The sequence below is a fragment of the Thaumasiovibrio subtropicus genome, assembly GCF_019703835.1.
Taxonomy (GTDB): Bacteria; Pseudomonadota; Gammaproteobacteria; order Enterobacterales; family Vibrionaceae; genus Thaumasiovibrio; species Thaumasiovibrio subtropicus.
The window spans coordinates 1192563-1204821 of record NZ_AP023055.1 but is presented as its reverse complement, the minus strand read 5'-3'; the positions used below and the strand labels follow the sequence as shown (position 1 = coordinate 1204821).

The window sequence follows — 12259 nt, the reverse complement described above, 5'->3', positions numbered from 1 at the left end:
ACATCTCCCCTTGGTCTTATTTTATGTACTAATCAGTCCAACTTTGCGTGTCATTCCACGTTTTGATATTTAACATATTGTTAATAATATTGTTATTTTATTTAATCACTTAGCGTCAAACTGACTTATAAAGGAGCATAAAAATGTCGGAAACAATGGGCTTGAATCACCTTGGATTGTCGGTGAGTGACTTAGAGGCGAGTAAATCTTTTTTTGTTGATGTGCTTGGCTGGCAAGAGTCAGGATATGATCCGTCATACCCGAGAACAGCAGTGACAGATGGGGTACTGCGTTTAACCCTTTGGCAGGTGGATGCGAGTCTCAATGGTGTTGAGTTTAATCGCAGGAGAAATGTTGGGCTGCATCACTTAGCGATCCAAGTGCCATCTGAGGCCAAGCTCAATGAACTGTACAAAAAAGTTGAAGCTCACCCGCAGTGCCAAATTGAATTTGCTCCCGAGTTATTATCGGGCGGCCCCCGTAAACATATGATGTTTAATGAGCCATCAGGCCTAAGATTAGAGTTAATTTGGCCGGGTGAGTAGCATAGGATGAGTTGTCTCAAACGACGGACTGACTTTACAACCACTTCCATGTGGCAAAAGTCCGTGCTGAGGTTTATCACTTGTTTGTGTAGTGCAATCCCTTGCTTGATTTTCGCGGGCAGCGAACATCAAGTAAAGGTGTCTGGGGATACTTACCTTGGTATCCCTGAATCTTATGTCATGATTGAATTCAATGAAAACAGATGTTCGTTAACGTCTTCAGGCAATCCCGAAAGAGATCATAGCTTTGCATTAACGTTAACGTGTGGCGATAAAGCGCAAGTTCTATGGCAGGTGAACTTCGCCGATACTGTCATGGATGAGCCAAGGTTCGGACTTTTATGGGCGGGTGATCTGGATGGCGATAATGAAATTGATATTAAAATGGAGGTCAGCGCTAAATATTCTTGTACTCAGCAAGCCATTTATCTATCGAGCAGCGCAGTAAAAGATGAATTAGTTAACCTCGCGGTGCTTGAAGAGGAAGTATGCTTTTGAGATCTGATTTTATCCTCAAGCATCTTGAGGTGACTTGAGTATGAGACACGGTTTTGAAGATTGAGTGGTTAAATCAAAAACAGCATAGTAAGGTTGGTGGTGACGAGTTTAAGCATAAAATTTACAAGAGAGAAGAAGTACAGTGAAAGGTAGTTGTTTGTGTGGCGCTGTAACATTCCAATTGACTGGTGACTTGCCATCGATTTATCAATGTCATTGCTCACTGTGTCGCAAGGTTTCGGGATCCTCTTCTAATTCAGCCTTAATTGTAGCGCGGTCTCACTTTCAGTGGCGATCTGGCGAAAACCAAATAAAGTCATTTGCAACGCCATCGGGGTTTAAGTCCGAGTTCTGCTGCCATTGTGGCAGTCCGGTGCCGAATTTAAGCGCTGACGGTCAGTCATATTGGGTTCCTGCCGGGTTAATGTCTGAGCCCATTTCAACCCAAGTGTCTGCGCATGTTTACGTCGATTCACGCGCAAACTGGGATACTGGCTTTTTAAGCGATGATGTTGATAAATTTGCTCAGATGCCCCCAGCGATTGAAGCGGGCTAAAGGGACGCGATAGTCTCTGCGATTCACGGCTTTTTAGAGTGCTTGTGTACGTTAACGTTTTTAGCCGTTTTTTATCAACTCGCCATCTATTGCTGCGCTTGGAATCAGTAAGAGTAGGGCACTTGAAAGCAGTAACAAGATGCCGCAGCTTACCCAACTTATCGCAATCCCCGCATGCTGAGAGACGAAGCCAAAGGCGAGAGATGCGACGACCCCACCTAAGCTGACCAAACAGGAATGAATCGACAGCATGGTAGCGCGAACATGTTCATCGCTATGGCGGTGAATCAGTACCGATTCTGAGTTTTCCCCAAGTGAAAAGAAGAAGAAAAACAACAGATATAAGCAACTGAAAGTGATGATCGATGCTGTGCTGGCAAGTAAAACTAAGGCAATTGCGGCAAGCACGCGCGAGCTAGTGATGAGCATTTTGTGAGAGCCGTGAAAAAGCTTGAGTAATGGCATCGATAGCCAAGAAGAAATCGCGGCCATGACAAAATAGAGTGCGGAGAGTAGGCCGAAGATAATCGTATTTTTCGATTGCAAGGTGTCATTCAAGTAGGGTTGCCAATAGTTCTCGATGCAACTGAGCGTTGCACCCATCACTAAGGTTGTTTGCATCAGCCGTTTTAATGTGGGGTGTTGAAACGCGTGACGCATTGTTGTGGTGATTCGGGCGTCTATAGAAATGGTGTCATGCTGTTGAGGTTTATCATTGTCAAAAACTAATATCGTGAACAGTGCAAGGCCGAAGGTCGCAAAAATAATAAGGACGACATTTAAGTTATACCCATGAGCCGCAGAGCTTGAAAACGTCGCATACCATTCCGGTAGGGCGCCACCAATCAATGCCCCGAAGGCCAAACCCAGCGTGACAGCAATATTGACCTTAGCCAATGCGGAATGAAAGTTATCGGGCTGATCGTCATTGAGTTCATGAAACCGTTGATAAAACCATGCATCGAGTGTCCCTGAATAGAGCGCTCTGGCGGCTCCAAGCAGTGTTGCAGCGAGGGTGATGCTAAGCAAATGATTGGCAGCAAGGAGCAGCATATTGCCTAAGATGCTCACCCATAATGACAAGATGTAGGTGCTGCGTCGTCCATATTTGTCTGCCACACTACCCAACGGAATTTCTAATAGTGTGGTACTCCCTATCCAAGCAGCCATCACAATGCCTATGTCAAACAGGCTCAAACCTTTTGCCTGAAATAACAATATGATGACAGGAATACCGATGCCAGTGATTGCCCAATGTAAGGCTTGTTGCAGACAAAATTGTCGGGTGAGTTGTTTCGGTGTCATTGGATTCCTACATCTTGCGTTTGTGTAAACGTCATGGTCTATATTTGATTCATTTATGCAATTAAAAGAATATTTGTATCGTTTGATGATACATTGATGGTCTTATGAGTGATCAGATGAGGGAATGATGGACAAGCAAATTGCCCAAGAGGTGTGTCGGCTGTTAAAGCTTGAATTGAAACGAAGTGGTCTTTCCTATCGTGAGTTGGCAATGACACTTGATCTCTCCGAGGTGACAGTAAAGCGATTGCTGAACAATGCTCAACCGCTGTCTTTGCAGCGTTTAGTCTCTATCACAACCTTGATTGAATACCCGCTATCGAAATTGATCGAAACGGCAGAAGAAAATGTGCATACCTTAGCTATGTTCACTGACGAACAAGATCGCGCTTTTATGGCATTGCCTGCCTTGTTTACGTTTTGGAGTAAGTTGGCGGTTGATCGTTTAACTGTTGCAGAGATCACCGAGAAATATCAGCTAGAAGAGGTATCCGTATATCGTTATCTTCGCCACCTTGAGTGCGTCGCTCTGATTGAACTTGGGATTCACAATCAAGTGAAAGTGTTGAAGCCGGGCCACACCGCTTTTGCACAGGGGGCGCAATTTCCCTCGTTTTTCACCCGCCAACGCCTCTGTTTGCTACAACAGCGTGTGGAAGGGGTGACCGCAGATGACAAAGCCGCCTTTCTTATCTCTTTGAAAGCGGAGTTAACGGAAGAAGAATTCAGTGAAATCAATCAACAACTTAAAGACTGGATGTTCAAGATGCTGCGTCAAAGTCAACAGCAAGCCACCCGCGTACATTTAAATACTCGCCCTTATACGTTTGGTTTTATGGCGGCAAAAGGCTCATTTGATGGCGCATTGCCGCCGCTAGAGAATTTGCAAGCAGCGCCAATGTAATTGAATATGGGTAGAAATCTATATTTGAAAAATAGAAAGATCATGGAGTTTATCTTCCTTAGTTCCCAAATGCGTTGACTGAGTTAGCACCGCTCAAAACCACAAAAGAAGCGATGGCGAGCCTTGAAGGTGGTTTGAATGTATTCAATTGTAGATAAAATTACAGTGTATTTTCATGGTGCCATAAGGCTCATAATTCGGGACAAAGTCACTTCCTTTTTTAAAGTGGATTATTGGCTTAGAACGACAAGAGTTGGCTATGGTAGTCTTTCTAAAGCAGAGCGTTGCGGCTTCGTACTTGAAGGAGTATTGCGTAATGAGCAGAGGCTGACATCAGGAGAGCTAAGCAGTACAAACGTTTACGCTAAAGTAGGTATGACAGGGAGGAGAAAAAGTGAAAGCAGAGAGAGATTCGAGTATAGAGCCACGCAGGCTTGCTAGCCCGGGGCTTCGTTACTTAGGACAAGTCATTGATAGTGTGATCAGTTTTTCAATATTCATGTTCATGCTTTGGCTAGGGGATGTTCTTGGTGTATCTCAGAATACGTCTAGTTTGAGTGCCTTTTCTGCGGCAGCGTTATATTTCTTGTTTTCTGATGGTTTAGCGAACGGGCAAAGTCTTGGTAAGAAGTTACTAGGGATCTCTGTGATCGATTCAGTGACAGGCAAGAGTTGTAGCTTCCCGCAGTCACTTGCGCGTAATTTTCTGACGCCGCTAATTGGTATCATTGATGCAATGTTTATACTGGGTCAAAAAAGACAGCGGTTAGGTGACATGCTAGCTAAAACAGTTGTCGTAGTGAATTGACTAGCTAGCAACTTAAGTATAAGAAAAGCGTGCAGTGCCATTGTGTGGCACTGACTGCGTAATCGTGTCTACGGTAAATTGAAAGAAGTCCTAACTTAAAAAAGTTAAGGTTACTGAGTGATAGATTTTCGCTGCTTCTCTAAATAATTAAAGAACGCATTTACCTCCTTTGGTGAGCAGAGGCGAATGACGCGTAGATTCGGCTTGTGTTGCAGATACGCGATAGCTGAGTAACGAAGTTTATTCTTTCTGTAGTTTTTCAATGTCCACAAAATAATAGAATCGCGATGGAAAAATGTTTTTAAAAAGGTCTCTTTATTGCCCGTGTTTGGCCATAACTCTTGGCCAGCCGCGATCCGTTTAATTGCGCGCATTAGCGCTTGATAGAAAGTACGTGTAAAGGAATAGTCAATCCAGACAATGGTATCTGCTTTAGACCATTTAATCGAGTTGGTGCGGTTGTAATTACCGTCAAGCACCCAGCTGTCGGCATCGATGGCGTTCTCAAGCTTTTTAAAAAATACGCTATCGCTTGAGGTTTTCCAGTTGGGCTGCCAAAACAGCTCGTCCATCTCTATATACTTACATCCCATTGCTTGTGAGAGTTTTCTACTGAATGTTGACTTTCCACTACCACTGGTGCCGATCACATTAATGCGTTTCATGGTCTAATTCCATTGTCAGATTATTAAAGAGCAAAACGCGCAAGTCGCGCGTGAATAAATCAAAGAACAACCTTGCTTTGATTTGTGGGGCGGCGATTCTACCGAATTAAATAAAAAAGGAAAGTACTTTTGACTATATTTCAACTTTCTGTGCTTTCCTGCCTAAATCATGCCTTTAATGAGTAAGGAGGCAGTTATATACTCAAGTCAAGTCACCTCAAGATGCAGGCTTCAGAAGCGGACTAGCGCATCGAGTTCAAGGCAAAGGTGTGAAGGAATGGCTTTCCCCTTTCAAATACCTTTAACACAGAAATCGGGGCGCTAGGCGCTTCCCTCTGGGCGAGTTTTCTAGGCTCGTCATCTGTGTTACTGCTTTTCGATTTAGTTCACTAGACCTTCAAAGCAGTGCCTTGCTGACAAGCCTAGAAATTCTCGCTGAACAAGCATCTTGAGGAGACTTGAGTATACTGTCAAGATGCCTAGGGTCGCGGCGTGTTGAATCGGGGAGTCCCTTGAGGCAGGTTGAGTACAAATAAGGCATTTTCTGTCTGAAAGGCAAGCGAGATCTTACGTATTATACTCAAACCACCTCAAGATGCAGGATTCAGAAGCGGCCTAGCGCGTCGAGTTCAAGGCAAAGGTGTGAAGGAATGGCTTTCCCTTTCAAACACCTTTAACGCAGAAATCGGGGCGCTAGTCGCTTCCCGAAGGGCGAGTTTTCTAGGCTCGCCACCGTCGTTACTGTTTTTTGATTTAGTCCACTAGATCTACAAAACAGTGCCTTGTTGACAAGCCTAGAAACTCTCGCTGAACAAGCATCTTGAGGTGGTTTGAGTATATCTGTCTTATCATTCTGCCAACTACAAAGGAAAGCTATGTTGGGTTTTGCCTCTGGTATCGGACGTTACTGCACAGAATTTGTGCGCTACTATGTGTCTGCGGTTGTTGTTCTGGGCGTGACAGGGGAGTTGTTTAATGTCGCGCTGCGGGTCTGGTCTGGCAACCAAGTGTCTTTCTACAGCAACGGATTGTGGCAAGTGACGTGTATTTTAGCTTTCTTTTTGACACTACATACCGGGCTAATGAAACGGTTTTAATCTTAACAAGTACTGCTGCTGGCAGTCGCAGCAGCGAGTTACTTGTTGTCTGCGGCGTTGTTGTGAACGCTACGCATCAACCAAAATTACCGGAACCCCTTGTCGCTTTAAACCTTGTAAGTATTCATCGGGAATGCCCGAATCGGTAATAACCTTGTCGATACGTGCTGTTTCGAGAATCTTATGCAGGCTAATTTTGCCAAACTTAGATGAATCGGTCACCGCGATGACTTCATCTGCGATATCACACATTTTGCGATTTAAACGTGCTTCGTTTTCGTTGTGTGTGGTGATACCCCTTTCGAGATTGAAACCATCCACACCCAAAAACAACTTATTGAAATGATAATGCTCTAAAACGCTTTCGGCTTGCATGCCAAAGAAAGACATGGATTTGCGACGCAGTTCACCGCCAATAAGGATGACGTCGACTTCTTCTGCGGGAAACAGCGCGTTAGCGATATTCAAGCCATTGGTCATCACCACAAGATCATTCGCGGTTTGTAAGGCCTCTGCGATGCAGTAGGTGGTGGTACCTGAGTCCAAGATGAGCGTGTCACCAGACTCGATCAGTTCAACCGCCGCTTCTGCTATCTTTTGCTTAATTGACTTATTGAGCTGATTCTTGTCTGCAACAGAATGTTCAGTCGGGCGTATCTCACTGTCTTGAAGATAAGCGCCGCCATAGGCGCGGGTTGCGATACCTTGCTTTTCGAGTGCCGCTAAATCATTGCGTATTGTAACCGCAGAAACCCCAAATTGTTTAGACAGGTCAGTCACCTGAACGCTGCCATGCTGCTTGAGCAGTGCAATTGTGTGCTCTCGCCTCTCGCTGGTGTTTTTCATTCTTATTATCTCTTTAATCTGACTTGAAGTGATTATAACGACGCAAACAGAAAATAGAAACCCCAAAACCTTTTCTTACCTTTCGGTTTCTTTTTCTTTTCTTGTTGTTACGCCGTTTATGTTAAAAAGCATACGCTTCTTTGTTTCGTTGTCTAGGCGATTGGTCACTTTTGAAGGCTTGTGGTTTCTTTTTGTGATCATTGTTGTGGTTATTGTTTTCTTTTGTTTCCTTTCGTTTGGTGGGGGAGTATGGTTTTTAAAGAAACGAAAACGACAGATTAATGGATGTAAGGAAAAGCAATGAGCTGTCTCGCAGATATTATCAAGGAACACAAAACAGGAAAGGCGACGGGCATCTACTCTGTATGCTCAGCCCATCCGCTGGTGATTGAAGCCGCGATTCAACAAGCCATCCGTGATAACAGCGCGTTGTTAATTGAAGCTACGTCGAATCAAGTGGATCAGTTTGGTGGTTATACAGGCATGACGCCGGCAGATTTTCGCAACATGGTAGAAGGCTATGCGCAACAAGCTGGCTTCCCACTGACGCGCCTTATTTTAGGTGGTGATCACTTAGGCCCCAACCGTTGGCAAGGTTTAGATGCAGAATCGGCAATGAAAAATGCCGAAAATCAAATAGCGGCCTATGTTGCGGCGGGTTTCACTAAGATTCATCTTGATTGCAGCATGAGTTGTAAGGGAGATGAAGTTCCGTTGACTGACTTTATCGTCGCGCAGCGTGCCGCACGATTAGCTACCGTTGCTGAAGAGACGGCATTAGCAACGTTTGGTGAGTCAAATCTACTTTATGTTATTGGTACGGAAGTGCCTGTGCCGGGCGGGGCGGCAGAAGAGTTAGATACGCTAGAAGTGACCAGTGCCAGTGCCGCGGTGGAAACCATCGAAACCCACTATGCAGCATTTGCTGACCTGGGATTAAGTGAAGCTTGGACCCGTGTGATAGGGGTTGTTGTTCAACCGGGTGTGGAGTTTGATCATCAAGGTGTGATTGACTATCGTCCGGAAAAAGCGGTGCAATTGAGCCGCGTGGTAGAAAGCTATCCGAACATCGTCTTTGAAGCACATTCAACAGATTACCAAACCCCGCAAGCTTACCAGCAGCTCGTTCGCGATCACTTTGCCATTTTGAAAGTCGGCCCAGCATTGACCTTTGCACTCCGTGAGGCCTTGTTTGCCCTCTCTTGTATTGAAGAGGAGCTTGTTTCCTCGCGTCATTGCTCAGGTTTACGTCAAGTGCTTGAAGGCGCGATGCATGCAGAGCCGAAGTACTGGCAGGGCTATTACGAAGGGGATGCAGAAGCACAGCGATTTGCACGCAGCTTTAGTTTCTCCGACCGCATTCGCTACTACTGGCCAGACGAAAAGGTCAACCAGTGTCTGGATGTGTTGTTAAAAAACCTCAGCACTCAACCTATTCCTTTGCCACTCATCAGTCAGTACTTACCCGTACAGTTTCAAGCGATTCGGCAGGGAAGCATTAAAAACGATCCCAAGGCAATCATCTTAGACAAGATTGGCGAAGTTACAGCCGTCTATGCCCAAGCATGTCGTCGTTAAGATAAGGCAAACATTATGTATTTGAATATTTCTGAACAGCAGTTAGTAAGTAAAAACGCATTGGCTACGGCGAAAGAAATTTCCCAACAACCTACGTCTTGGCAAAAAGCAATCCAATCATTAGAACCACAACAAGAACAAATCAACCGCTTTATTAGTGAGTTTCTCGCGTTAGAGAATGGCCGTATCGTACTGACAGGAGCCGGCACATCGGCTTTTGCCGGACGTGCATTGGCCCCTTATCTAACCGGAAAAATGAAACGCAGAATTGAAGCGATCGCCACCACCGATATCGTGACTGACCCTAACGAGTATTTCGCAGAAAATAGCCCAACCTTGGTGGTGTCGTTCGCTCGCTCTGGTAATAGCCCAGAGAGCGTTGCAGCGGTAGAGCTGGCAAGCCAGCTAATCGATGACTGTTACCATTTGGTGATCACCTGTAATGAAGACGGTCGCCTTTATCAACGTGCAAAAGATGACAAGCACAGTTTAGCGTTATTAATGCCACCAGAAACAAACGATGTCAGCTTCGCGATGACAAGCAGCCTGACTAGCATGATGGTGACATGTTTATGTGCGCTGCTACCTGAAGAGTTTCATGCAGCACGCTTTACTCCTGTAATGACGGCATGCAATCACTTCTTATCAAACAGCCTCGATACGATGACGACGATTGCGTCACTCGATGCCAACAAGGTGATTTACCTTGGCAGTGGTAGCTTACAAGGCGTTGCTCAAGAATCCGCACTTAAGTTACTGGAGCTGACAGCGGGTAAGTTACTCGTGAGTTTTGACTCACCAGTGGGTTTTCGTCATGGCCCTAAATCCGTCGTCGACGAGAAGAGTATCATTTTTGTCTTTATCTCCAATGACCCTTATACGCGTCGTTATGACCTCGATCTTCTCCAAGAGCTTCGTAACGATAATCAAGCACTAAGCGTTGTCGCACTGACGACGGACGTTGATTCCGTCATCGCTGAAGGCGCGTACGTGCAAATCCCTGAGTTCGACGGTGCGGATGACGCCACCCTAGCGTTTCCGTTCCTGATGTTTGCACAGATTTATGCATTTACACGTTCACTATCGCTGGGAATTGGCCCGGACAATCCGTGCCCAAGTGGGGAAGTGAATCGTGTTGTGCAGGGTGTCAACATCTATCCATTTACGCAATAACAAGAAAAAGGAATGAGTAATGCCAAATATCGTATTGAGCCGTATTGACGAGCGTTTGGTCCACGGACAAGTGGGTGTGCAATGGGTCGGCTTTGCCGGGGCCAACATTATTGTGGTGGCCAATGATGAAGTCGCCGAAGACAGCATCCAGCAAAACTTGATGGAAATGGTGTTAGCCGAAGGTATCGCCATTCGCTTTTGGAGTATTCAAAAGGTGATCGACAACATTCATAAAGCGTCAGATCGCCAGAAGATTTTGTTGGTGGCGAAAACACCAGCAGATTTCCTAAAAATGGTTGAAGGAGGGGTGCCAATCGAAGAGATCAACGTAGGAAACATGCACTTTGTTGAAGGGCGTAAACAAATCCACAAAACGGTATCAGTCAATGATGAAGACATTGCCAGTTTTGAACAATTAAAAGCGCGTAACGTGAAGTGCAACGTGCAGGGTGTCCCTACAGAACCTGCCACAGATGTATTCGAATTACTTTAACGGAAACAAGGAACTGAAAGATGGAAATTGGATTAATACAGGCGTTGATGTTGGGGGTGCTCGCCTTCTTCGCCGGATTAGATCTCTTCAATGGTTTAACGCACTTCCATAGACCCGTGGTACTTGGCCCAATTGTCGGCTTGATCCTCGGTGACTTGCCTACCGGTATTTTGGTGGGTGGTACGTTGGAATTGGTATGGATGGGTCTAGCGCCGCTAGCCGGTGCGCAGCCGCCGAACGTGATTATCGGTACGATCGTCGGTACGACCTTCGCGATCAGTTCCGGGGTTGATGCAGATGTCGCGGTTGGTATTGCGGTACCTTTCGCAGTAGCGGTACAAATGGGGATCACCTTCTTGTTTTCGGCGATGGCGCCAATGATGTCGAAGTGTGACCAGATGGCTGATAACGCCGATACCAAGGGCATTGAGCGCGTTAACTACTTCGCACTGCTTGTGCTGGGTACGTTCTACTTCCTTTGGGCATTCCTACCTATCTACTTGGGTGCGGAGCACGCCAAAGTCGCGGTAGAAGCACTGCCTGAGACATTGATTGATGGCTTAGGTGTAGCCGGTGGCATCATGCCAGCGATTGGTTTCGCGGTCTTGATGAAAATTATGATGAAGAATGCCTACATCCCTTACTTCATCCTTGGCTTTGTCGCGGCGGCTTGGTTAGAGCTACCCGTGCTGGCAATTGCTGCAGCAGCGCTTGCAGTCGCATTAATTGACTTCATGAGAAAGGGACCAGAGCCAGCGGTTGCGGCTAAACAAGAGGAATTTGAAGATGGGATCTAATCAACATATCAATCAATCTGAGGTACAAGACGTGTCTCAAGATGAGTATCAAGATCAGTCAGTGGGTGCAGAGCTAACCAAATCAGACATTAACCGTATGGCGTGGCGCTCACTGTTACTGCAAGCCTCGTTTAACTTTGAGCGTATGCAAGCGGCAGGGTGGTTATACGGCTTACTGCCAGCGCTGCAAAAGATTCACACCAACAAAGATGACTTGTCGAAATCGATGCGCGGTCACATGGGTTTCTTCAATACGCACCCATTCTTAGTGACCTTCGTGATGGGCATCATCTTAGCGATGGAGCGTTCTAAGCAGAATGTCACCTCTATCCAGAGTACGAAAATTGCTGTGGGTGCGCCGATGGGGGGGATTGGTGATGCGATGTTTTGGCTTACGCTGCTACCGATTTGTGGTGGTATCGGGGCTGACCTCGCCTTACAAGGCTCCATTCTCGGTGCGGTGGTTTTCTTCTGTCTGTTTAACGTTGTTCACTTTGGTCTTCGCTTTGGTTTAGCGCATTACGCCTACCGCATGGGGGTCGCCGCAATACCGATGATCAAGGCCAATACCAAGAAGGTGGGTCACGCAGCATCGATTGTCGGTATGACGGTAATTGGTGCGCTGGTCGCGACTTATGTTCGCCTTGCGACCACGCTAGAAATCACCGCAGGTGATGCCGTTGTGAAACTGCAAGCCGATGTGATTGATAAGTTGATGCCTGCCTTCCTGCCGCTGGTCTACACCTTGACCATGTATGCATTGGTTAAGCGCGGCTGGAGCCCAATCAAATTGATTTTGATTACTGTGACCTTAGGGATTGTTGGCCGATTCGTTGGCTTCCTATAAGGCAAGATAAAACAGCAATAGCGGTATCCGGTGATAATGCCGGATACCGAGAAACATCGCATTAGTAACAGTTTTATTGATAACAACAATTTATAAGTAATAAACGGGCAATGGCTGACACCTTGTGACGTTCATTGAAAAGCAAAG

Annotated in this window: 14 protein-coding genes; 11 read left to right on the top strand and 3 right to left on the bottom strand. The window is 46.0% G+C overall.

Features of this window, described 5'->3' with window-relative positions:
- Window positions 1-143: 143 nt before the first annotated feature.
- The 3 genes from TSUB_RS21910 to TSUB_RS21900 all read left to right on the top strand — a co-directional run bounded on the left by TSUB_RS21910 (window position 144) and on the right by TSUB_RS21900 (window position 1599).
- Window positions 144-545, top strand: coding sequence for a VOC family protein (locus TSUB_RS21910; RefSeq protein WP_087025080.1), 402 nt, complete (start codon window positions 144-146; stop codon window positions 543-545).
- Between the two features lie 84 nt (window positions 546-629).
- Window positions 630-1043: a hypothetical protein gene (locus tag TSUB_RS21905; RefSeq protein ID WP_221274597.1), complete on the top strand. Its 414-nt coding sequence runs from the start codon at window positions 630-632 to the stop codon at window positions 1041-1043.
- A gap of 142 nt (window positions 1044-1185) precedes the next feature.
- Window positions 1186-1599, top strand: coding sequence for a GFA family protein (locus TSUB_RS21900; RefSeq protein ID WP_246616475.1), 414 nt, complete (start codon window positions 1186-1188; stop codon window positions 1597-1599).
- A gap of 60 nt (window positions 1600-1659) precedes the next feature.
- On the opposite strand, the gene TSUB_RS21895 is transcribed toward TSUB_RS21900, so the two are convergent.
- Window positions 1660-2904: an MFS transporter gene (locus tag TSUB_RS21895; protein WP_087025084.1), complete on the bottom strand. Its 1245-nt coding sequence runs from the start codon at window positions 2902-2904 to the stop codon at window positions 1660-1662.
- Window positions 2905-3028: 124 nt separating this feature from the next.
- Here TSUB_RS21895 and TSUB_RS21890 point away from each other — a divergent pair, with 124 nt between their 5' ends.
- Entirely contained in the window at window positions 3029-3808 is a 780-nt protein-coding gene (locus TSUB_RS21890; RefSeq protein ID WP_343231780.1) for an XRE family transcriptional regulator, read from the top strand.
- Window positions 3809-4202: 394 nt separating this feature from the next.
- Window positions 4203-4616 carry an RDD family protein gene (locus TSUB_RS21885; protein ID WP_087025088.1) on the top strand — a complete coding sequence of 138 codons (414 nt, stop codon included), beginning with the start codon at window positions 4203-4205 and terminating at the stop codon, window positions 4614-4616.
- A 110-nt stretch (window positions 4617-4726) separates the two neighbouring features.
- Here the strand turns inward: TSUB_RS21885 and TSUB_RS21880 are convergent, their stop codons facing one another.
- Window positions 4727-5281 carry a shikimate kinase gene (locus TSUB_RS21880; protein WP_087025089.1) on the bottom strand — a complete coding sequence of 185 codons (555 nt, stop codon included), beginning with the start codon at window positions 5279-5281 and terminating at the stop codon, window positions 4727-4729.
- Between the two features lie 875 nt (window positions 5282-6156).
- On the opposite strand from TSUB_RS21880, the gene TSUB_RS21875 reads away from it, so the two are divergent.
- On the top strand, window positions 6157-6378 hold the full coding sequence (locus TSUB_RS21875) for a hypothetical protein (RefSeq protein WP_087025091.1): 222 nt from the start codon (window positions 6157-6159) through the stop codon (window positions 6376-6378).
- A 69-nt stretch (window positions 6379-6447) separates the two neighbouring features.
- Here the strand turns inward: TSUB_RS21875 and agaR are convergent, their stop codons facing one another.
- Window positions 6448-7224: a transcriptional repressor AgaR gene (agaR, locus tag TSUB_RS21870; protein ID WP_087025093.1), complete on the bottom strand. Its 777-nt coding sequence runs from the start codon at window positions 7222-7224 to the stop codon at window positions 6448-6450.
- A 300-nt stretch (window positions 7225-7524) separates the two neighbouring features.
- Between agaR and kbaZ the strand changes: the two genes are divergently transcribed.
- The 5 genes from kbaZ to agaE are packed head-to-tail and all read left to right on the top strand — an operon-like array spanning window position 7525 to window position 12112.
- Window positions 7525-8802 carry a tagatose-bisphosphate aldolase subunit KbaZ gene (kbaZ, locus tag TSUB_RS21865; protein WP_087025095.1) on the top strand — a complete coding sequence of 426 codons (1278 nt, stop codon included), beginning with the start codon at window positions 7525-7527 and terminating at the stop codon, window positions 8800-8802.
- 15 nt (window positions 8803-8817) lie between these two features.
- Window positions 8818-9975 carry an SIS domain-containing protein gene (locus TSUB_RS21860; protein WP_087025097.1) on the top strand — a complete coding sequence of 386 codons (1158 nt, stop codon included), beginning with the start codon at window positions 8818-8820 and terminating at the stop codon, window positions 9973-9975.
- A gap of 19 nt (window positions 9976-9994) precedes the next feature.
- Window positions 9995-10468, top strand: a complete 474-nt coding sequence (gene agaV / locus TSUB_RS21855) for a PTS N-acetylgalactosamine transporter subunit IIB (RefSeq protein ID WP_087025099.1) — start codon at window positions 9995-9997, stop codon at window positions 10466-10468.
- Between the two features lie 20 nt (window positions 10469-10488).
- Window positions 10489-11265, top strand: a complete 777-nt coding sequence (agaW, locus tag TSUB_RS21850) for a PTS N-acetylgalactosamine transporter subunit IIC (protein ID WP_087025101.1) — start codon at window positions 10489-10491, stop codon at window positions 11263-11265.
- Window positions 11255-12112: a PTS N-acetylgalactosamine transporter subunit IID gene (agaE, locus tag TSUB_RS21845; RefSeq protein ID WP_087025103.1), complete on the top strand. Its 858-nt coding sequence runs from the start codon at window positions 11255-11257 to the stop codon at window positions 12110-12112. Before agaW ends, agaE begins: the two co-directional genes overlap by 11 nt.
- Window positions 12113-12259: the final 147 nt, after the last annotated feature.